This window comes from Bacillus sp. FSL M7-0003 (assembly GCF_038628485.1).
GTDB lineage: Bacteria > Bacillota > Bacilli > Bacillales > Bacillaceae > Bacillus > Bacillus safensis.
In genome coordinates this window covers 2,096,620-2,116,781 of the sequence record NZ_CP152024.1, presented here as the reverse complement: position 1 = coordinate 2,116,781, position 20,162 = coordinate 2,096,620, and the positions used below count along the sequence as shown (strand labels likewise).

At 41.0% G+C, this 20,162-nt stretch carries 21 protein-coding genes and 1 riboswitch; of the genes, 19 read left to right on the top strand and 2 right to left on the bottom strand.

The features are described from left to right. The first annotated feature begins 72 nt into the window (after nucleotides 1–72). On the top strand, nucleotides 73–720 hold the full coding sequence (locus MHI23_RS10710) for a M23 family metallopeptidase (protein WP_073206143.1): 648 nt from the start codon (nucleotides 73–75) through the stop codon (nucleotides 718–720). A gap of 34 nt (nucleotides 721–754) precedes the next feature. Here MHI23_RS10710 and serA read toward each other — a convergent pair whose 3' ends face one another. Further along, nucleotides 755–2,329, bottom strand: coding sequence for a phosphoglycerate dehydrogenase (serA, locus tag MHI23_RS10705; RefSeq protein WP_342491952.1), 1,575 nt, complete (start codon nucleotides 2,327–2,329; stop codon nucleotides 755–757). 287 nt (nucleotides 2,330–2,616) lie between these two features. Beyond that, nucleotides 2,617–2,747: riboswitch (FMN riboswitch) on the top strand. Nucleotides 2,748–2,891: 144 nt separating this feature from the next. Between serA and MHI23_RS10700 the strand changes: the two genes are divergently transcribed. Then, nucleotides 2,892–3,473, top strand: a complete 582-nt coding sequence (locus MHI23_RS10700) for an ECF transporter S component (protein ID WP_024428075.1) — start codon at nucleotides 2,892–2,894, stop codon at nucleotides 3,471–3,473. A gap of 34 nt (nucleotides 3,474–3,507) precedes the next feature. Here MHI23_RS10700 and MHI23_RS10695 read toward each other — a convergent pair whose 3' ends face one another. Next, entirely contained in the window at nucleotides 3,508–3,756 is a 249-nt protein-coding gene (locus MHI23_RS10695; RefSeq protein WP_008361239.1) for a ferredoxin, read from the bottom strand. A 267-nt stretch (nucleotides 3,757–4,023) separates the two neighbouring features. Between MHI23_RS10695 and MHI23_RS10690 the strand changes: the two genes are divergently transcribed. From MHI23_RS10690 to fni, 17 genes are all read left to right on the top strand, one after another. Continuing rightward, entirely contained in the window at nucleotides 4,024–5,076 is a 1,053-nt protein-coding gene (locus tag MHI23_RS10690) for a helix-turn-helix domain-containing protein (RefSeq protein ID WP_342491951.1), read from the top strand. After that, on the top strand, nucleotides 5,069–6,577 hold the full coding sequence (locus MHI23_RS10685; RefSeq protein WP_125587281.1) for an ATP-dependent DNA helicase RecQ: 1,509 nt from the start codon (nucleotides 5,069–5,071) through the stop codon (nucleotides 6,575–6,577). The genes MHI23_RS10690 and MHI23_RS10685 overlap by 8 nt, the downstream gene beginning before the upstream one ends. Next, nucleotides 6,574–7,215 (top strand): CPBP family intramembrane glutamic endopeptidase, encoded by a 642-nt coding sequence (locus MHI23_RS10680; RefSeq protein WP_024422830.1) that lies wholly within the window; start codon nucleotides 6,574–6,576, stop codon nucleotides 7,213–7,215. The genes MHI23_RS10685 and MHI23_RS10680 overlap by 4 nt, the downstream gene beginning before the upstream one ends. After that, the gene (locus MHI23_RS10675; protein ID WP_041117841.1) at nucleotides 7,160–7,942 is read left to right on the top strand and encodes a LysM peptidoglycan-binding domain-containing protein; all 783 of its coding nucleotides are present in this window, start codon (nucleotides 7,160–7,162) and stop codon (nucleotides 7,940–7,942) included. The genes MHI23_RS10680 and MHI23_RS10675 overlap by 56 nt, the downstream gene beginning before the upstream one ends. Nucleotides 7,943–8,006: 64 nt before the next feature. Then, nucleotides 8,007–8,462 carry a DUF2663 family protein gene (locus MHI23_RS10670; RefSeq protein ID WP_025093048.1) on the top strand — a complete coding sequence of 152 codons (456 nt, stop codon included), beginning with the start codon at nucleotides 8,007–8,009 and terminating at the stop codon, nucleotides 8,460–8,462. An 86-nt stretch (nucleotides 8,463–8,548) separates the two neighbouring features. Further along, complete coding sequence (locus MHI23_RS10665; RefSeq protein WP_025093049.1) at nucleotides 8,549–9,337, top strand: metallophosphoesterase; 789 nt, start codon at nucleotides 8,549–8,551, stop codon at nucleotides 9,335–9,337. 165 nt (nucleotides 9,338–9,502) lie between these two features. Further along, a complete protein-coding gene (locus MHI23_RS10660) occupies nucleotides 9,503–10,081 on the top strand; it encodes a genetic competence negative regulator (RefSeq protein WP_024422826.1) in 579 nt (192 codons plus the stop codon). 196 nt (nucleotides 10,082–10,277) lie between these two features. Continuing rightward, nucleotides 10,278–11,552: a Glu/Leu/Phe/Val dehydrogenase gene (locus MHI23_RS10655; RefSeq protein WP_007500982.1), complete on the top strand. Its 1,275-nt coding sequence runs from the start codon at nucleotides 10,278–10,280 to the stop codon at nucleotides 11,550–11,552. Nucleotides 11,553–11,676: 124 nt separating this feature from the next. Beyond that, a complete protein-coding gene (locus MHI23_RS10650) occupies nucleotides 11,677–12,648 on the top strand; it encodes a YpdA family putative bacillithiol disulfide reductase (protein WP_056767160.1) in 972 nt (323 codons plus the stop codon). Between the two features lie 155 nt (nucleotides 12,649–12,803). Then, nucleotides 12,804–13,460, top strand: coding sequence for a glutamic-type intramembrane protease PrsW (gene prsW, locus MHI23_RS10645; RefSeq protein ID WP_024422824.1), 657 nt, complete (start codon nucleotides 12,804–12,806; stop codon nucleotides 13,458–13,460). A 134-nt stretch (nucleotides 13,461–13,594) separates the two neighbouring features. Then, complete coding sequence (gene sleB, locus MHI23_RS10640) at nucleotides 13,595–14,506, top strand: spore cortex-lytic enzyme (RefSeq protein ID WP_056767158.1); 912 nt, start codon at nucleotides 13,595–13,597, stop codon at nucleotides 14,504–14,506. A 16-nt stretch (nucleotides 14,507–14,522) separates the two neighbouring features. Then, nucleotides 14,523–15,872: a germination protein YpeB gene (gene ypeB / locus MHI23_RS10635; protein ID WP_024422822.1), complete on the top strand. Its 1,350-nt coding sequence runs from the start codon at nucleotides 14,523–14,525 to the stop codon at nucleotides 15,870–15,872. A 102-nt stretch (nucleotides 15,873–15,974) separates the two neighbouring features. Further along, nucleotides 15,975–16,622 carry a flagellar brake domain-containing protein gene (locus MHI23_RS10630; protein ID WP_025093051.1) on the top strand — a complete coding sequence of 216 codons (648 nt, stop codon included), beginning with the start codon at nucleotides 15,975–15,977 and terminating at the stop codon, nucleotides 16,620–16,622. A 63-nt stretch (nucleotides 16,623–16,685) separates the two neighbouring features. Next, a complete protein-coding gene (locus tag MHI23_RS10625) occupies nucleotides 16,686–16,868 on the top strand; it encodes a DUF5359 family protein (RefSeq protein WP_024422820.1) in 183 nt (60 codons plus the stop codon). Nucleotides 16,869–16,939: 71 nt separating this feature from the next. Continuing rightward, nucleotides 16,940–17,617 carry a (d)CMP kinase gene (gene cmk / locus MHI23_RS10620; RefSeq protein ID WP_024428083.1) on the top strand — a complete coding sequence of 226 codons (678 nt, stop codon included), beginning with the start codon at nucleotides 16,940–16,942 and terminating at the stop codon, nucleotides 17,615–17,617. Between the two features lie 223 nt (nucleotides 17,618–17,840). Continuing rightward, nucleotides 17,841–18,992, top strand: coding sequence for a 30S ribosomal protein S1 (rpsA, locus tag MHI23_RS10615; protein WP_339239933.1), 1,152 nt, complete (start codon nucleotides 17,841–17,843; stop codon nucleotides 18,990–18,992). A 14-nt stretch (nucleotides 18,993–19,006) separates the two neighbouring features. After that, nucleotides 19,007–20,062, top strand: a complete 1,056-nt coding sequence (gene fni, locus MHI23_RS10610; protein ID WP_024428084.1) for a type 2 isopentenyl-diphosphate Delta-isomerase — start codon at nucleotides 19,007–19,009, stop codon at nucleotides 20,060–20,062. Nucleotides 20,063–20,162: the final 100 nt, after the last annotated feature.

The following is a 20,162-nucleotide window of genomic DNA, read 5'->3' as shown; positions in this document are numbered from 1 at the left end:
ATGTATAGAAAATGGTCTTCTTGCTGTATACTAAGCTGTCATGAAAAGAACCTCAAAGAAGGGGAGTCACTGATGAAAAGGTATTGCTTCATAGGTGCCAGCTGTTTTTTGCTCTTGATCTTAGCGCCATTTGCCCATGCGCAGAAGACAACCGAATGGGTGGAACCAGTGAAAGGAGAAGTCACTGACTTGTTTGGGACAAGGGGCGGTTCGCATAAGGGATTAGATATAGCTGCGCCAGAAGGAGAATCCATTTTTGCTGCAAGTGAAGGTGTGGTCACGCGTTCGTATGTATCGGCTACATATGGAGAAGTTGTATTTATTCAGCATCCAAACGGATACGAAACTGTCTATGCTCATTTACACGAGCGTTTTGTGAAAAAGGGTGACCATGTACAAGCGGGACAGCCGATTGGTATAATTGGCAACACAGGGGCCTCCAGAGGCACACATTTGCATTTTGAAGTACATCGTGGCAATTGGTCAGTCAGCAAAGAGGATGCGATAGATCCGCTCAAAATGATTGCTGTGGAACGCTTCCGAGAGCCGGCTCTTCATGTAAATGGACATGAAAAAAATACATATGTCATTAAACAAGGGGATACCCTTTGGTCGATAGCAAAGGCGCATGAAATGACTGTGGAACAATTGAAAAAGATCAATGAGCTGACCACTCACCTCATTCGAACAGGAGACCGTTTAATGGTTTCAACTAAATAAACCTCATGCAAAGCATGAGGTTTATCACTGTTTTTTATAGGTCAATCAGGCGGACAGAAAGAATATCCTGCACTTCAGTTAATTTGTTCACAATTTCGTCCTCTAGATGCTTGTCGAAAGAAAGCATCATAATGGCTTCGCCGCCTTTTTCTTTACGTCCCACCTGCATTGTTGCGATGTTGACATCATGGTCGCCTAAAATCTGTCCAACCTTTCCAATCACACCAGGTGCATCTGTATGCTGGATGTAGACAAGGTGTCCATCTGGGTAAAAATCAATATTAAAGCCATTAATAGAAACTACGCGTTCCCCTAAATGCGGAATGTAAGTCGCTTTAAGAGTAAAGGTTGAAAGATCACCTTTGACTTCAATAGAAATACTGTTCTCGTAACCAGATTCGCTGGAAGAAATTTTTTCACTAAAGCTAATGCCTCGTTCTTTTGCGACCATTCCAGCATTTACTTCATTCACAGTCGAATCAACACGCTCTTTTAAAAAGCCTGACAGGAGACTCTTTGTGATAAAGGATGTTTCGAGTTTTGAAATAGAGCCTTCATAAGAAATGCCTACTTCTTTTACAGGTTCTCTCATGGATTGAGAGACAAGACGTCCAAGTTTTCCTGCAAATTGATGATAAGGCTGAATCTTTTTGAACTCGTCTTTTGTCATCGCTGGTAGATTAATAGATGACATGACAGGAAGGCCTTTTGCAAATTGAAGGACTTCTTCAGATACTTGCGCCGCTACATTTAATTGTGCTTCTTTTGTAGAGGCACCAAGATGCGGAGTTGCAATGACGTGTGGATGATCCACAAGCGGATTATCAGTTGGAGGTTCTACCTCGAATACATCGAGTGCAGCTCCTGCGACATGGCCGCTTTCAAGTGCCTCAAGAAGGTCAGCTTCGTCAATAATGCCGCCGCGCGCACAGTTTACAAGGCGAACACCTTTTTTCGTTTTTGCAATCGTTTCTTTATTGAGAAGTCCTCTTGTTTCTTTTGTTAATGGCGTATGTACAGTAATGATATCTGATACTTCGAGTACTTCATCAAGTGATTTCGCATTGACGCCAATTTTTTCTGCACGTTCTTTTGTGAGAAATGGGTCAAACACGTTGACTGTCATGCCAAATGCTCTTGCACGCTGGGCGATTTCCCTTCCGATTCTGCCTAAACCGACAATCCCAAGAGATTTTCCGTAAAGCTCAGCACCAACATATGCACCTCTGTTCCATTCTTTTGATTTGACAGAAATATTGGCTTGCGGAATATGACGCATAAGTGATGAAATCATAGCAAACGTATGCTCAGCTGTCGAGATCGTATTACCGTTTGGTGCATTGATTACAATGACGCCATGCTTGGTCGCTTCATCAATGTCAATATTGTCTACTCCCACACCGGCACGGCCGACAATTTTTAATGAAGTCATTTTTTCATAAAGCTCTTTCGTTACTTTTGTGGCACTTCTGACAAGTAAGGCATCAAACGTGTGTAATTCATCTTCTGCTTCTGCTACATTTTTTTGGACAATTTCAACAAAATCTGATTCTAAAAGTGGTAGAAGACCATCATTGCTCATCTTATCTGAGACTAATACTCGAAACATCGTAAGATTTCCTCCTAAAATAAACGTCATAAATATCTGATAATTTACCATATTCCTTTTCACTGTGTCAATCAAATTAAAGCAGTAAAGTGAAAAAGAAAACACGAACATTTCTTTGTGTCTTTATAAAGAATGAACACCTTTAAACAAAAGATAACCAATTTTTGCGCATTTGTCATTAGAATTTTTGTGTTTTTTACGATTTCTTAAAACTGATGAATTTGCTCAGGATTTTTATCTGTACAAATGCTCATATATCATATATAATGATGTCGAATTGAATAATGATCAATCTTCGGGGCAGGGTGCAATTCCCTACCGGCGGTGATGAGCATAGTCTCTAAGCCCGCGAGCCTTTTTGGCAGGATTCGGTGTGATTCCGAAGCCGACAGTATAGTCTGGATGGGAGAAGATGGAGGTTCATAAACGTTGAAAACATTGATGTTCACACGTTTATTTGTCTAGCCCAATTTCCCCGCTCCTGTTTTCAAGGGCGGTTTTTTTGTGGCTAAAATGGAACAATCCTCTTTTCGAAAGATTTGATCGAAAAGGAGAGAGAATATTGAATCAAAGTAAAGTAAAGCGTTTAGTTGTAATCAGTATGCTTAGCAGTATTTCATTTGTTTTAATGTTATTAAACTTCCCGTTCCCTGGGCTTCCAGGATATTTGAAAATTGATTTCAGCGATATTCCAGCGATTATTGCGATTTTAATTTATGGGCCGGGTGCAGGTATTGCTGTTGAGGCGTTAAAAAATGTACTGCATTATCTCATTCATGGCAGTATGTCTGGTGTTCCTGTTGATCAAGTAGCGAACTTTACAGCAGGCGTATTGTTCATTTTACCAGTGGCCTTCATTTTCAAAAAAATCAAATCGGCAAAGGGAATTGTATGGTCTATGTTCTTGGGCACAGTGCTTATGACTGTGATGATGAGTATTTTAAATTACTTCCTGTTTCTGCCGGCTTACACATGGTTTTTAAATGCACCTCAACTTTCGGATAATATGCTCAAGGCGACGATAACAGCAGGGATATTGCCTTTTAATCTTATTAAAGGCATCATCATTACCATCGTGTTTAGCCTCATTTTTGTGAAAATGCGTCCATGGTTTGAAAATAAACGCCGACTTCAAAATAGTTAATATAAAAAAAGCCCCTGTATAAGGGGCTTTTATACTATTCATGCTTAAGCGGGTCACCATCGAAAGATTCGTCCGCAACTTTGATTGAATCTGTTGGACATCCTTCAAATGCATCAAGCATATCTTCTTCAAGTACTTCTGGAACTTCTACAGTCCCTTGGTTGTCATCAAGCGTAACAAATGCAATGCCTTCATCATCATAATCATAAATGTCTGGAGCAGCTGCACCGCATGCGCCGCAAGCAATACATGTGTCTTTGTCTACAATTGTATATTTTGCCATGTTAAAAAAATACCTCCCAGATTGTTCGATGGAACAAATGGTCTAACCTTTTTAGTTTCACCGATAAAAAACAATTTCCTCAAACCTTATTGTAATGATTTTAATTTCACATTTCAACTGTAAAGTGATTGAGAATGCTTATCACATAAGGGTTTGTTCATAACTTTCCCCCACAAATTGAGTTTAAACATTTCTTCTTCTATGAAATCTGTTAAAATAAAGGGAGAAAATATTCGAATTTTGTCAGGAAGACAGGTGCTTTGGCGAATGACTCTTCATTACTTGGATGTCATGTTAATGGACAGCGTATATAAATTGAACGGCGAACGCTCCATAAGTGCTGTCTACCATCTTTTTAAAGGAAAAAAATCATCACAAACCATACAGGATGCCAGTTTGTTTCAGCTTTCAAAGTATTTCGGCTGTTACCCGGGGTTTACGAGGGATCAGCTGAATCGCTCTACTATAAAGCTTGACGAAAAGCACTACATCAAAAAAGCAGGGGAGACATTCATTGTTACAGATGCAGGACAGCAAATGCTAAACCAGTATTTCTCAGAAAAACCGATGCCCGCTTATTTTCATGGTGCCAAATATCATGATAAAGCAAAGGTGTTATGGATGAGGCTCTCGTTACTTGTACAAGTGCTGTCTCACCATCTGGCTGGATCGCATCAATATGTCCCAATACAAAGAGATGTATCTGTACAAAGCTGGACGAAATCCTTCTTAAAACAGCATCACGAGAAGAATAAGCTATCGGAAGAGCTGCATCATGAACTCGAAAAGCTCCTTAGCCATATAAGTGATCAAGAGGCGCTGATATTTGTTTATTCATTGACCTCAAATGAAAGAATTGGGCGTACATATCAGCAAATGGCAGAGTGGCTAAAAGAAGATGTGTGGTATGTGTACCTGCTTTTTTGGAATGTCCTCCATTATTTTATTCATGCTGCCCAAAAAGGTGAGGCGCAGCTCATGCAAAAGCTCGTAGGTGACCTTGAATTCAAACGCGTGCTGACAACCTCTACTCACAAAACGCTCGAGCTTGTGCAAAAAGGCTTTGATATTGATCAAATTGCTCACATTCGCTCTTTAAAAAAGGCAACGATCGAAGACCATATAGTCGAGCTTTCCATACATGAACCGAGCTTCTCAATAGAGCCGTATGTGAGCGAAGAACAGCAGCAGGCCATTCATGCAGTAGCCAGAGAGCTTCAAACAAATAAGATGAAGCTGATTAAAGAAAAACTCGAACATCCATTTACTTATTTTCAAATACGATTGGCTCTGACAAGGATGGTGAAAGCAAATGGATAAGCTTCATCAGACGCTCATGCGATATTTTGGTTACGACTCATTTAAAACGGGTCAAGAGGACATTATTCAAAGTGTACTGAATCAAAAGGATACGGTGGCCATGCTGCCTACTGGCGGCGGGAAATCCATCTGCTATCAAATTCCCGGCTATATGACAGATGGATTAGTTCTCATTATTTCGCCGCTGTTATCGCTTATGGAGGATCAAGTCGAACGAATGAAAATGCGCGGAGAAAAACGAGTGGCGGCACTGAACAGCACATTGTCTTTTCAGGAGAGACGACATATCATTCGGCATTTGCCATCATATAAATTTTTATTCGTCGCCCCTGAGGCATTAATGTCAGAGGTGCTGCTAGAACAGCTCAAATCGATGCATATTGGTCTGTTCGTCGTCGATGAAGCCCATTGTATATCCGAATGGGGGCATGATTTCCGTCCGGAATATTCCAAGCTGGGAGAATGGAGAGAAGCGTTAGGTCATCCTGTCGCCTTAGCACTGACGGCAACTGCAACAAAACAAACGCTAAAAGATACTGTACAAACGTTAAGATTGCAGCATCCAGACTTTCATATCCATTCTGTCAACCGGCCAAACATCGCTTTAGTCAAAGAAGCGCACGAAACGAAAGAAGCAAAAGAAAAACGGGCTATTGAGCTTGTTGAATATCTGCAGGGCCCCGGTCTGATTTATTGTCCAACCCGGCAAATGACAGAAGATATGGCGCTCATTATGAAACAAAAAACCCATCAGCGTGTAGAGTATTACCATGGCGGGATGGATGCAGGAGACCGTATGCTTATTCAGCAGCAATTTATCAGCGGACAGCTTGATCTTATTTGTTGTACAAGTGCTTTTGGAATGGGAATTGATAAAGCAGATATACGATTTGTTATTCATATGAGCCCGCCGCAGTCAATTGAAGCATTTATGCAGGAAATTGGAAGAGCAGGACGGGACGGGAAAAAGAGTGTCAGCATTCTTTTATATACAGAAGAGGATGCGGATATTCAACAGCATTTAATACAAGCAGAGGGCTTTGATGAGCCAGAAATTGATTTCTTCTTAGCCAGGCTGACACAAATGCAGACAAATGATGAAAAGAAATTACGTGAACAATTGATGGAATCAGGGCTTCAGGAGACACGTGCAAGAATGCTGATCCATTATTACAGGATGTATCAGTCTGACGAGCCGCGTGTGCTGCTGATGAAACTGAAAGAGAAATTGCAGGACAGACAAACAGAAAAACTGAGAAAAGTGTGGCAATTTAAGGAGCGGATCACAGATCATGGCTGCTTTAGACAATCTCTGTTATCATACTTTTACGAACAGCTTGATCAACCAGAGAGCGCATTCTCTGGCAGCTGCTGCTCTTCTTGCGGACTTGACCTGTCTGATTATGAAAAAAAAGATCAACCATTGGAGCTGAATGAAATGAAACACTGGAAGACCGTGCTGGATCGTATGTTTCATCTGACAAAAGAGGCGCAGCATTGATTGAACAACATCGCCGGATCATCGAAAAATTAACCGATCGACAAGTGGTAGAACAGCTGTATTTCACGCAGCTGCTGATGCTGGTCATTTCCTTTTTACTAGGTATATTTATGTTCGATCATTGGACAGATTTCACATCTCTTTGGGAGATCCAAGATGCGCGGATACTGACCTATGGAATTGGCGGCGCTGCGGTTGTGATTATTGTGGATGCGATTGTCATGAAGGTGTTTCCTGCTCATATGTATGATGATGGCGGATTAAATGAAAAAATGTTCAAAAACCGCAGCATCCCGCATATTGTTTGGTTAACACTGCTCATCGCCTTTTCAGAGGAAATTCTATTCCGAGGGATCGTCCAGCAGCAATTTGGACTGGAAATTGCCAGTATTGTGTTTGCGCTCCTTCACTTTCGCTACTTATCAAAAATACTCTTGTTTATCCTTGTGGTTTCTATTAGTATTTTTTTAGGACTTTTATACGAGTGGACGGGGAATTTATTTGTTCCTGTCATGACCCATTTTGTCATTGACTTAGTCTTTGCTTGTCAAATTCGTTTGAAATATAGGGGGAGGGATGAACATGGAAGAAATGTCGAGAATGAAGAGAAAGAAGGAGCAGCTGACAAACATCCATGACGATGTAGAGGAAATTTTTGAAGAAGAAGTAGAGCCTTCAGATGACTCTCACTTTCCTACACGAGAAGATTTCCATGAATATAAAAAGCAGCGCACGAAAAAGGTGCGCAATCCATTGTTTACAACACTGGCTATTATCTTTCCTATTATTGTCGTCACGGTGTTCTTCCTTTTGATCTACTACACATCAAAGGAAATCAACCATAATAATAATCAAGATGTATATAATATTGATTCTACATCAAGTGCTGACACAGACCCAGTCCCGTCAGCACTTGCCGAAACAAAAAATGACTCAAGCGCTGATAAAGCGGATGCGTCTGATGATGAGAAGCAAAAGAAAGAGGAAGAAAAACAGCGATCGAAAGAAAAAGCTGAACAGAAGAAAAAAGAAAAAGCTGCTAAAGAGAAAGAAGAGCGTGAACAAGCAGCGAAAGAAAAAGAACGCGCGAGAGCTGAAGCTGCCAAAAAGCGTGAACAGCAGCAACTAGCCTTGCAAAAGCAGCAGGAAGAGAAAAAAAGAAAAGAAGCCGAAGAGAAAAAGAAGCAGGAAGAAAAGCCAGTCCGTGTCGTGCAGCACACTGTTGGTCCAGAGGAAAACCTGTATCGAATTTCAATGAAGTATTACAAAAACCGTTCGGGTGAAGAGAAAATTAGAGCCTATAATCACTTAAAAGGTAACAGCGTATACAGTGGTCAAGTGCTGAATATTCCACTAGAAAACTAATCACCTGACATGAATGAAGAAGCACGCACATACATATGTAGAAAAAAGGGACAGGGTGTATGTGATGACATTACACGCAATCAGCCGATATATGGATCAGCCGACGCAGAAGATGATGGAAACATTGATCAAAAGAAAGCATAAATATGAGGGTTTTGCCAAGCAGTGCAAAAGATGGCAATGGACAGCCCTTCTATCGCTGGCCATTCTTTTGTTTTATTTTGTGATCACGGCAAATGCGGGAGGCGGCTCGCTTCAGCCGGAAGCCATGATTGCCACACTGCTTGGGCATGAAGTATTTCTGTTTTGGATCATGGCCGAGGTCTTTGCTTTTTACGCATCTTATTACTATAAGAAAAAAGAAGAAAAGGCTGAGGATGAATATCATCGGCTTCGATGTGAAATTATACAAAAAAGCACAGATTTATGGCCGCAGTCAAATCAGTGGAAAGAGCGCGAGACGGTTTTTCACTATATGCAGAAGCAGTATGACATTAATCTCTATTATGAAAGTAAATAAATGAGAAAAAAGACGTTTAACAGTTGAAACGTCTTTTTTCTTTCAAGCGTCTTATGAAAGAAAGATACGTAAGGGAGCCATTTGTGATGAAATATGCCATCGGATTTACTGCCGCCATTGCGGCTGTTACAACAGGTGTGTGTGTAACGGCAAAAATGGTGAAAACGGCAAAACAAAACAACATCAAAAAGCATTATTTTACAATAGAAGCACTTCAATCAGACCGGCCTGCTGTCATTTTCTTTATTTCTGATACACACAGACGTCTCATCAGTGACACTTTATTAGCAGAAATCAGACAGGAAGAGCCAGATGTGATTATGATTGGCGGAGATTTAGCAGAAAAAGGTGTGCCCTACGCAAGGATTGAAGAAAATGTGAAACGTTTATCAAGAATTGCGCCGGTTTATTTTGTTTGGGGAAATAATGATCATGAGCTGCACCAGCAAAGGTTTAAAGAAATTCTTCATGCATACGATGTCACGACTTTGCAAAATGAAACGGCTGTATGGAATTTCGAAGGACAGCGAATTAAAATCGGAGGAATTGATGATATTCGGCTTGAAAAAGCAGATTATGAAGCCATACGGCCTGAGTTTGTGAAAGATGATGTCAATATTCTCTTATCACACAATCCAGATGTGCATCATTTGATGAGTGAAGAAGAGGGAATCGACCTTGTCCTGAGCGGTCATACGCATGGGGGACAGATCCGAATTGGGAAATTTGGTCCATATGAAAAAGGAAGAACAGGCCAGGTCAAAGGTGCGTTCTTTCTCATTAGTAATGGCTACGGGACAACAAAAATTCCCATGCGTCTCGGAGCAGAACCAGAAACCCATCTGATCTATTTAATGCCTCTAAAAACGCGTTAACTTGCGGCACCCTCAATATTTTCCATAAAAGTCACTGTAAGCATAGCTTCATGCTTGTCTTCCGTCTTGACACAGTGTAAACTGAATACAAAATTAAGAACCTATGACTCATCATCTCATATACTACAGTATGATGTGTGTTTAGAAGAGGCAGGAGGGAACGTTATGCGACTGGAGCGTCTGAATTATAATAAAATCAAAATTTTTCTCACACTAGATGACCTGACAGACCGAGGTCTTACGAAAGAAGACCTTTGGAAAGATTCGTTCAAAGTCCATCAGCTGTTTAAAGACATGATGAACGAGGCGAATCAGGAGCTCGGTTTTGAAGCGAATGGACCGATTGCTGTTGAAGTATTTTCTCTTCAGGCGCAGGGGATGGTCGTCATTGTCACAAAGAGTCAGCAGGAAGATGCTGATGATGAGTTTGATGAAGATTACATTGAGATGCAAGTCAAGCTCGACGAGAGTAAGCATGTGCTCTATCAATTTGCCTCGTTTGAAGATGTGATTCAACTGTCCCATAGTTTAAGTCGTATTGGACTTTTAGGGGGTACAGTTTACCATTATGAAGGTCAATATTACCTCAGCCTGGATGATGTTGGAGAATTATCTGCTGATACAGTCATTTCGATTTTAGCAGAGTTTGGCTCACCTACGACACTCACCATCCACCGGCTAAAAGAATATGGAAAAGTGATCATGCAAGACGATGCTGTGAAAACGATTCAAATGTATTTTTAATCACTTTTATCTATTATATTTAATACTGTTGTGATGAAACAACAGTATTTTTTTATATCCTTTTTTATATTTATAAACGCTGATATTTTATTTTGATAAAAAACGCTTTTTACCTTTGCTTTACCAGTACGAAGGTGTATACTATTGCTTGAAAGGGAGCAGTAGATCATGAAAGATTTCTAGGGGGTTTATTTTAATGGCAGCCGATCAAAACGCCGCTCATAACGCAGAAGATAAGCTAGATGTTTTAAAGTCAACTCAAACCGTCATACATAAAGCGCTAGACAAATTAGGGTATCCGCAGGAAGTGTATGAATTGCTGAAGGAGCCAATTCGTCTATTAACGGTCAAAATTCCAGTACGTATGGACGATGGATCCGTGAAAATTTTCACTGGTTACCGTGCACAGCACAATGATGCTGTCGGTCCAACAAAAGGCGGAATCCGTTTTCACCCGAACGTTACGGAAAAAGAAGTAAAAGCGCTTTCAATTTGGATGAGTTTAAAATGTGGAATTGTGGATCTTCCTTATGGCGGAGGAAAAGGCGGTATTATCTGTGATCCAAGAGAAATGTCATTCAGAGAGCTTGAAAAACTAAGCCGCGGCTATGTTCGCGCCATCAGTCAAATCGTTGGACCAACAAAAGATGTTCCAGCACCAGACGTGTTTACAAACTCTCAAATTATGGCATGGATGATGGATGAATATTCTAGAATTGATGAGTTTAACTCGCCAGGATTTATTACAGGAAAACCAATTGTTCTTGGAGGATCACACGGACGTGATACTGCAACAGCAAAAGGTGTGACGATCTGCATCAAAGAAGCGGCGAAGAAAAAAGGAATTGACATTAACGGAGCTCGTGTTGTCGTACAGGGATTCGGAAATGCAGGAAGCTACTTAGCTAAATTCATGTATGATGCTGGAGCAAAAATCGTAGGGATTTCAGATGCATACGGCGGATTATACGATGAAGATGGTCTAGACATTGACTACTTGCTTGACCGACGTGACAGCTTTGGAACCGTCACTAAACTATTTAACGATACAATTACAAACCAAGAGCTGCTTGAACTGGATTGTGATATCTTAGTACCTGCAGCCATTGAAAACCAAATCACAGAAGATAATGCGGCAAACATTAAAGCCAAAATTGTCGTAGAAGCAGCAAACGGTCCAACGACACTGGAAGGAACCAAAATTCTTTCAGATCGTGGTGTACTGCTTGTTCCAGACGTGCTTGCGAGCGCGGGTGGTGTAACTGTTTCTTACTTTGAATGGGTTCAGAATAACCAAGGGTTTTACTGGACAGAAGAAGAAGTTGAAACTCGTTTAGAAGATATGATGGTGAAATCATTTAATAATATTTATGAAATGGCGCAAAACCGCCGAATTGATATGCGTCTTGCTGCATATATGGTCGGTGTACGTAAAATGGCTGAAGCTTCTCGATTCAGAGGCTGGATTTAAGCGGCTGATTTGCATCGCGCCTTAAAATCTCCTATCCTTAAATAGGAGATTTTTTTATGGAATGGAACAAAGAATCAAACAGCCCGGCAATTGTTATTGCAGTGAAATGACAGGAGTGGAACAAATGAAACAAGAAAAAGCGATCATAATAGGAGGCGGCCCATGCGGGTTATCAGCTGCCATCGCATTCAAGCAAATTGGGATTGATGCACTTGTGATTGAAAAGGGGAATGTCGTGAACAGTATTTATCATTACCCAACACATCAAACCTTTTTTAGTACAAGTGAAAAGCTTGAAATCGGTGATGTCGCTTTTATTACTGAGAACCGTAAGCCCGTTCGTATTCAGGCACTTTCTTATTACCGAGAGGTCGTCAGACGAAAAAAACTGCGTGTACATGCTTTTGAAAAAGTAAACGCCGTGACGAAACAAGATGGCCGTTTTACGGTAAATACATCAAAAGACAACTATTCATGTGATTACGTCGTCATTGCGACTGGCTACTATGATCATCCAAACTATATGAACGTCAAAGGAGAAGACCTTCCCCACGTATATCACTATTTTAAAGAAGGACATCCATATTTTGATAAAGATGTGACGGTGATCGGCGGAAAGAACTCCAGTGTGGATGCTGCGCTAGAACTTGTGAAATGCGGAAGCAGAGTCACTGTGCTGTATAGAGGAACTGAATATTCATCCAGCATCAAGCCTTGGATACTACCAGAGTTTGAAGCGCTTGTCCGTAATGGAACAATTCGAATGGAGTTTGGTGCGCAGGTGAAAGAAATCACAGAAGAAGATGTGATCTTTACAAACCAGGAAAATCAAACGGATCGAGTGAAAAGTGACTATGTATTTGCTATGACTGGCTATCACCCAGATCATTCTTTCTTAGAAAAAATGGGTGTCACGATTGATCCAGAATCAGGCCGTCCAGCATTTGATGAACAGACGATGGAAACGAATGTTGAAGGTATTTTCATTGCGGGAGTCATTGCTGCTGGAAATAATGCCAATGAAATTTTCATTGAAAATGGAAGATTTCATGGCGGACTCATTGCAGAAGAAATCAACAAAAGAATCAACGGATAAAAAATGAACTGAATCCTTCAAAGGGGTTCGGTTCTTTTTTATATAAATTGGGATTATATAGAAAGATATTTTTAGAAAAATGGGCCCGAGTCATATAAAAAAAGGGTAAATCATGGTACGATAATGAAGGATAATGTAGGGAAAGAGGTCTGGTTATGATCGCAATCATCTCAGCAGGTTTAGCTCCCGGCATCGCACTTTTAAGTTATTTTTATTTGAAAGATCAGTACGACAATGAGCCGGTTCACATGGTCATCAGATCTTTTATGCTAGGTGTCATACTTGTGTTTCCAACCATGTTTATTCAATATGTCCTTCAAGAGGAAAATATCGCAACAAACCCTATCTTGATTTCATTTGTGACGTCGGGCTTTTTAGAGGAATCATTAAAATGGTTTATTTTAATGGTCAGCGTTTATGCACATGCCCAGTTTGACGAACACTATGACGGAATTGTGTATGGAACGAGTGTCTCACTTGGTTTTGCAACACTTGAAAATATCCTTTACTTAGTCGGTCACGGGGTCGAATATGCGTTTACCCGTGCTTTATTACCTGTATCAAGTCACGCATTATTTGGTGTTGTGATGGGTTTTTATATCGGAAAAGCCCGCTTCTCTGATAAAAAAGAGCAGCGCAAATGGCTGATCCTTTCTTTAACGCTCCCTGTGCTGTTTCACGGCCTGTATGATTTCATTCTATTAGGGATGAAAAACTGGGGATATATCATGGTGCCGTTCATGATTTTTTTATGGTGGTTTGGTTTAAGGAAAGCAAAAAAAGCCCGTGCGGTAAAAATGGTGCAAATTTAATTTTGGAAAACGTCCTATTTGTTTATAGGGCGTTTTTTTGTCTTTTCCATCCAATTCTCTCCTGTGTTGAATGTATAAAAATAGGGATCGGAAGAAACATATATTCAAACATCAAAAGTACAGGAGGATCAAATATGGATAAAGCTCGTTTCATGAAACAAATTGTTCTTATCTTCTCAATCGTTCTTCTTGCGTCTTCACTTTTGACAGTCAGTAAAAGTGAAGCCTTCACCGCCCAAGTCATCCAGCGCGGGGCAACAGGAGAAGATGTAGTCGAGCTGCAAGCGCGGCTCCAATACAATGGTTTTTACAATGGCAAAATCGATGGCGTCTATGGCTGGGGGACGTACTGGGCCGTTCGCAACTTTCAAAGCCAATTTGGCATGAAGAAGGTCGATGGACTTGTAGGTGAGAAAACAAAAAGCTTATTAGTTCAAAAGACGAAATACTACAAAGAGTTTGTTCAAAAGCAGCTGCAGGAAGGGAACCAGTTTACCCATTATGGCGGGAAGCCTCTTGATCAGCAAACAAAGGCTCCTGCGCAAAGAAGCTCGCAAAAAAAGACAGCCCAAGGTACAAACGAAAATCAAAAAAGTCAAGGTGGATCATCTGGGAAGTCTGGCAATCAGTCAGGCAGCCAGCAGGGAAATCAAACACCAAAACAGACAGCAGCCAACATGCCTGGTGGTTTTTCTAGTAATGACATTCAGCTCTTGTCGCAAGCTGTGTACAGTGAAGCAAGAGGTGAGCCGTATGAAGGACAGGTGGCCATCGCGGCCGTTATCTTAAACCGTTTGAACAATCCGACCTTTCCAAATACGATCGCAGGAGTCATTTTTGAACCGCTTGCGTTTACTGCTGTAGCAGATGGGCAATTTTATATGACGCCAGATGAAACGGCAAAAAAAGCTGTATTTGATGCAATCAATGGCTGGGATCCATCTGAGAGCGCCATCTATTACTTTAATCCTGATACAGCAACAAGTCCATGGATTTGGGGAAGACCACAAATTAAACGAATCGGGAAACATATATTCTGCGAATAAAAAGAGGTGTAAATAAATGATCAGAGGAATATTGATTGCTATTTTAGGAATTGCTGTCATCTCAACAGGTTACTGGGGCTATAAAGAACATCAAGAAAAAGACGCCGTACTGCTTCATGCTGAGAACAACTACCAAAGAGCATTCCATGATTTAACGTATCAGGTGGATCAGCTGCATGACAAACTGGGCGCAACACTTGCGATGAACAGCCAAACATCCATCTCACCAGCACTTGCAGATGTATGGAGAATGTCATCAGAAGCGCATAACAATGTCAGCCAGCTCCCGCTTACATTGATGCCTTTTAATAAAACGGAAGAATTCCTGGCGAATGTCGGAGATTTTAGCTACAAATCATCAGTCAAATCTTTATCAGATGAACCATTAAATAAAGATACGCACAAAACCATTACAGCTCTATATAATCAAGCGTCAGATATCCAAAACGAACTTAGACAAGTGCAGCACCTCGTACTTAATAAAAACTTAAAATGGATGGATGTTGAAATGGCGCTCGCTGACGGCGATCGAAAGAACGACAACACCATTATTGACGGGCTGAAAACAGTCGAGAGAAATGCAGATGCATTTGCAGATGTCGATCTTGGGCCTACAAATGTGTCCACAGAAAAAGAAACACAAGGCTACAATCATTTAAAAGGCGATAAGATTTCAAAAAAAGAAGCGATCCGCATTGCACAACAATTCACACCAGACCATAATCAACATTTTAAAGTGAGAAAAAGCGGCAGCAAAACCAATCGCGACGTGTACAGCTTATCGATGTCTGATCCAGACAGCCATGCAAACTTTTATCTAGACTTAACTGAAAAAGGAGGACACCCAGTCTACCTACTTCAGAATCGTGACGTGAAAAAACAGAAAATCAGTTTGAATGAGGCATCAGAAAAAGCACTCAGCTTCCTAAAGAAGCAAGGGTTTGACACAGAATCGTTCCATTTAGATGAAAGTGCACAATTTGATAATATCGGTGTATTTACCTATGTTCCTCTTCAGAAAAATGTTCTGCTTTATCCAGATAGTATACGCATGAAAGTCGCATTGGACGATGGTGAGGTTGTTGGGTTTTCAGCGAAGGATTACTTAACGAATCATAAAACACGCGACATTAAAGCACCTAAAATCTCGCAAAAAGAAGCGAAGAAAACATTAAATCAGCATGTAAAGATCGAAGATACTCATTTAGCGATTGTGCAAAATGATATGTCAGAGGAAGTTCTGTGCTATGAGTTCCTCGGAACGATAAAAAACGATACGTATCGCATGTTCATTAATGCAGATACTGGAAAAGAAGAACGAGTAGATAAACTAAAAAACGCAGAACCTATATATAAAGACCTATAGAAAAGGAAACGAGGAAAAGGCTAATAAGTCTTTTCCTTTTGTTTTAGACATGGTTTAATATAGGAGAGGATACGATTTCACAGATGAAAAGAGTGATGAGGAATGTTACAAATAGGGGATGCAATCACAATTGAATATGTCAATGAGAACAAAGAAGTGAAAACAGCAAAATCGAAGGTTTTGGAAAATAATAACGATGATATTTGCATTAATTATCCAGCTGATAAAGAAACGGGACGCACCATCTACTTAAACCAGCAAACAGAAATCACCGTCTTCTTTTTTGACGAAAACCAAATTCCATACAAATGTACAAGCGAAGTCATCGGAAAAAGAAAAGAAGATATTCCGATGATTGTCATTTCCATTCCGCCAAAAGAAGAAATGATTCGCCTTCAGCGAAGAGAATATCTGAGAGTGGATACGATGGTCAAAGCTACTATCATGCAAACGGACGAAGAGGCCTTTGAGACGTTTATTGTAAATATGAGTGCTGGCGGCGTAGCAATCTCTGTTCCTGAGGGCGTGTCATTGAAAGAATATGGAGAAGTGGTCACAGAGTTTGAACTTCCCCTAAAAGAGCCCGTGAAAATAAAAGCGGTTGCAGAGATGAATCGAGTATATGAAGATGAACAGTCTGGCAAAAAAAGAGCGATCATGGAGTTTTCAGAGATCACAAATGAGCACCAGCAGCACATCATGAAATACTGCTTCCAGCAGCAGCTTTTAACACGTGTGAAAAAAGCATAAGAATAAAGGGTGTAAAAAGCTTCCATACTAGAGAGGAAAGAATCTAGCGTGGAGGCTTTTTGTATGAAGACAATGGAAAGATGGTTATTGAAAGTGGTGCTCATTCAGCTTGTTTTATTGCTCACTGTTCAGATCACACTTCATTTGACGAAAGGAGAACTTTTTTTGTCAAAAGTCGTGCAGTATGAGGGTGTGAACAACATGAGCATTGAAGAATGGATTGAAACGTTTAAGCAGAAGGATTGATAGAAAATTCCCCCGTTTGAGCGGTGATCGTGTTACAATTCATAAGGGAGATTCAATCAAGGAGAGGTATTATGAAAAAGAAATTATCTATTGCAATTGACGGTCCTGCAGCAGCAGGCAAAAGCACTGTGGCAAAAATTGTCGCAGCCAAAAAATCATATATTTATATTGATACAGGTGCTATGTACCGCGCGATTACACTTGCGGCACTCAATCAAGGTGTAGACCTTGAAGACGAACAGGCACTTGATTCATTACTGAAAAAAACGGTCATTGAACTAGTCACAACAGACGAGGGTCAAAAAGTCCATCTAAACAATACGGATGTCACAGAGGATATTCGCACAGACCGCGTAAGCAACCAAGTATCGGTTGTTGCAAAGCACAGAGCTGTTCGGGAAGAAATGGTCCGCAGGCAGCAAGAGCTTGGCAAACGAGGCGGCGTCGTTATGGACGGAAGAGACATAGGCACTCACGTACTTCCAGATGCTGAAGTGAAAATTTTCTTGCTTGCATCAGTAGAAGAAAGAGCAAAACGCCGCTTTGAAGAGAATCAGAAAAAAGGCTACGATGTCAATTACGATCAGCTGATTGAAGAGATTGCAAGACGCGATAAGCTTGATTCTGAGCGCGAAGTTTCACCTTTGAAGAAAGCAGATGACGCCATTGAAATTGACACCACTTCCCTTTCTATTCAAGAGGTGGCAGGGAAAATTTTAGATGCAGCAGACCGCGTGGAGAAACAGTAAGAAATTTTAGAAAACTTTTATAAGTTAGAGGTTTATCTCTTGACAAACAAGGTCTTTTATTAGAAGTTTATACTAATACTATTTTTATTGATCATTCAAGCAATTATATTGATTTGAATGTTTCTATAATACATATTCGGCTGGCAATCATCATGCTTAAGACACATATTCGCCCAGTCGTTTTAACTAAGCTGTGTAGGTTTGGACCAAGGAGGTTATCGAAATGACAGAGGAAATGAATCAAATCGATGTTCAGGTACCAGAGGTTGGAGATGTAGTGAAAGGGATTGTTTCTAAAGTTGAGGACAAGCATGTCAATGTAGATATCGTCAATGTGAAACAACCTGGTATCATCCCAATCAGTGAATTATCAAGTCTTCACGTTGAAAAAGCATCAGATGTCGTGAAAGATGGCGACGAGTTAGAGCTTAAAGTAACAAAGGTCGAAGACGATGCTTTGATTTTATCTAAACGTGCTGTTGATGCAGACCGCGCTTGGGAAGACCTAGAGAAAAAGTTTGAAACAAAAGAAGTATTTGAAGCTGAAGTAAAAGACGTTGTAAAAGGTGGTCTTGTCGTTGACATTGGTGTGCGCGGATTTATTCCTGCATCTCTTGTAGAAGCACACTATGTAGAAGACTTCACAGATTACAAAGGGAAAACACTCTCACTTGTCGTGGTAGAACTTGACCGCGAAAAAAATCGCGTGATTCTCTCGCACCGTGCAGTCGTTGAGCAAGAGCAATTAGACAAAAAGCAAGACTTCCTGCAAAAGCTTGAAGTAGGCAGTGTGATTGATGGTAAAGTGCAGAGGCTTACTGATTTTGGTGCATTTGTTGACATTGGCGGCATTGATGGATTAGTTCACATTTCTCAACTATCCCATGCGCATGTTGAAAAGCCATCTGACGTAGTAGAAGAAGGACAGGAAGTCAAGGTCAAAGTACTTGCTGTTGATCGTGATAACGAACGTATCTCACTATCTATTAAAGAAACATTACCAGGACCTTGGAGCCAAATTGGTGAAAAGGTAAAACAAGGTGATGTGCTTGAAGGAACCGTTCAACGTCTTGTGAGCTTTGGTGCATTTGTTGAAATTCTGCCAGGTGTAGAAGGGCTTGTGCATATTTCCCAAATCTCTCATAAACATATCGGCACGCCGCAAGAAGTCCTTGAAGAAGGGCAGACTGTGAAAGTGAAAGTGCTTGATGTGAATGAAGACGAAGAGCGCATTTCACTAAGCATCCGTGATTTAGAAGAAAATCCTGAAAAACAAATCGAAGAGGATTATCGTCAGTATCAGACGAAAGAAGAAAACACAAGCGGCTTCCAGCTTGGTGACCTGATCGGCGATAAACTCAATAAACTAAAATAATTTGGTGATCAAAATTGACGCGAGCAGAAAGAAAGAAGCAGCATATTGAGCATGCGTTGTCCACTGGCCAGCATGCAGCAACAGGTTTAGATGATGTTTCCTTCGTTCACGCCAGTTTACCAGATCTTGCGACATCACAAATTGATACACATACGACAATTGGCGGACTGACTTTCGGTTCGCCAATTTTTATCAATGCAATGACTGGCGGAGGCGGAGAATCCACCTATGAGATCAACCGCTCTTTATCGATCGCAGCGAAGGAGACCAATATCCCAGTAGCAGTTGGATCACAAATGGCTGCACTGAAAGATAAAGAAGAAAGACGAACATATGAAGTCGTTCGTAAAGTCAATCCGGATGGAATTGTATTTGCGAATTTAGGCAGTGAAGCGACAATGAAGCAAGCTCAAGAAGCAGTCAACATGCTCGAGGCAAATATGCTCCAAATTCATCTGAATGTCATCCAAGAGATTGTCATGCCTGAAGGCGATCGCGATTTCAGGGGGGCGCTTGAGCGGATTGCAGCTATCGTTGAATCTGTTGGTGTGCCTGTTGTTGTAAAAGAAGTCGGATTTGGCATGAGTAAGGAGACGGCAGGAAAGTTATTCCATGCTGGGGTTGCAGCCGTTGATGTAGGCGGATTTGGTGGAACGAACTTTTCTAAGATTGAAAATCTCCGCCGCCAAAAAGCACTTCGTTATTTTGATCAATGGGGAATTCCAACTGCAGCGAGTCTTGCTGAAGTACATACAGCCTTTCCGAATCAAACGATTTTAGCCTCCGGAGGTATTCAAGATGCTCTTGATGTAACCAAATCAATGGCTCTTGGCGCATCTGCTGCTGGTCTAGCTGGATTTTTCTTAAAATCATTGACCAGTGGAGGAGAAAGCGGCCTCATCGCAGATATCATGGAACTTCAAGAAGATATCAAGATGATGATGACAGTGCTTGGCGTGAAGACGATTGAAGAACTGAGACAGGCTCAAGTTGTGATCTCAGGGGAAACAAGTCATTGGCTCAAAGAAAGAGGCGTTGACACAACGTACTATAGTAAGAGAGGCATGTGATATCACATGCCTCAGCGCGTAGACAAACCCTCGCATTCGGTGTCAGTCCTGCGTGCCGGTGCTCACGAATGTCCAATTCGCTCCGCTCCGGTACTCGTCC

What these genes read in the sequence shown, in the direction of transcription:
- ypeB (WP_024422822.1), top strand. Translation starts at nt 14,523, where the DNA reads ATGATCAGAGGAATATTGATTGCTATTTTAGGAATTGCTGTCATCTCA.
- MHI23_RS10675 (WP_041117841.1), top strand. Translation starts at nt 7,160, where the DNA reads ATGGAAGAAATGTCGAGAATGAAGAGAAAGAAGGAGCAGCTGACAAAC.
- MHI23_RS10650 (WP_056767160.1), top strand. Translation starts at nt 11,677, where the DNA reads ATGAAACAAGAAAAAGCGATCATAATAGGAGGCGGCCCATGCGGGTTA.
- MHI23_RS10655 (WP_007500982.1), top strand. Translation starts at nt 10,278, where the DNA reads ATGGCAGCCGATCAAAACGCCGCTCATAACGCAGAAGATAAGCTAGAT.
- MHI23_RS10630 (WP_025093051.1), top strand. Translation starts at nt 15,975, where the DNA reads ATGTTACAAATAGGGGATGCAATCACAATTGAATATGTCAATGAGAAC.
- cmk (WP_024428083.1), top strand. Translation starts at nt 16,940, where the DNA reads ATGAAAAAGAAATTATCTATTGCAATTGACGGTCCTGCAGCAGCAGGC.
- prsW (WP_024422824.1), top strand. Translation starts at nt 12,804, where the DNA reads ATGATCGCAATCATCTCAGCAGGTTTAGCTCCCGGCATCGCACTTTTA.
- rpsA (WP_339239933.1), top strand. Translation starts at nt 17,841, where the DNA reads ATGACAGAGGAAATGAATCAAATCGATGTTCAGGTACCAGAGGTTGGA.
- sleB (WP_056767158.1), top strand. Translation starts at nt 13,595, where the DNA reads ATGGATAAAGCTCGTTTCATGAAACAAATTGTTCTTATCTTCTCAATC.
- MHI23_RS10695 (WP_008361239.1), bottom strand. Translation starts at nt 3,756, where the DNA reads ATGGCAAAATATACAATTGTAGACAAAGACACATGTATTGCTTGCGGC.
- serA (WP_342491952.1), bottom strand. Translation starts at nt 2,329, where the DNA reads ATGTTTCGAGTATTAGTCTCAGATAAGATGAGCAATGATGGTCTTCTA.
- MHI23_RS10665 (WP_025093049.1), top strand. Translation starts at nt 8,549, where the DNA reads ATGAAATATGCCATCGGATTTACTGCCGCCATTGCGGCTGTTACAACA.
- MHI23_RS10625 (WP_024422820.1), top strand. Translation starts at nt 16,686, where the DNA reads ATGAAGACAATGGAAAGATGGTTATTGAAAGTGGTGCTCATTCAGCTT.
- MHI23_RS10660 (WP_024422826.1), top strand. Translation starts at nt 9,503, where the DNA reads ATGCGACTGGAGCGTCTGAATTATAATAAAATCAAAATTTTTCTCACA.
- MHI23_RS10710 (WP_073206143.1), top strand. Translation starts at nt 73, where the DNA reads ATGAAAAGGTATTGCTTCATAGGTGCCAGCTGTTTTTTGCTCTTGATC.
- MHI23_RS10685 (WP_125587281.1), top strand. Translation starts at nt 5,069, where the DNA reads ATGGATAAGCTTCATCAGACGCTCATGCGATATTTTGGTTACGACTCA.
- MHI23_RS10670 (WP_025093048.1), top strand. Translation starts at nt 8,007, where the DNA reads ATGACATTACACGCAATCAGCCGATATATGGATCAGCCGACGCAGAAG.
- MHI23_RS10690 (WP_342491951.1), top strand. Translation starts at nt 4,024, where the DNA reads ATGACTCTTCATTACTTGGATGTCATGTTAATGGACAGCGTATATAAA.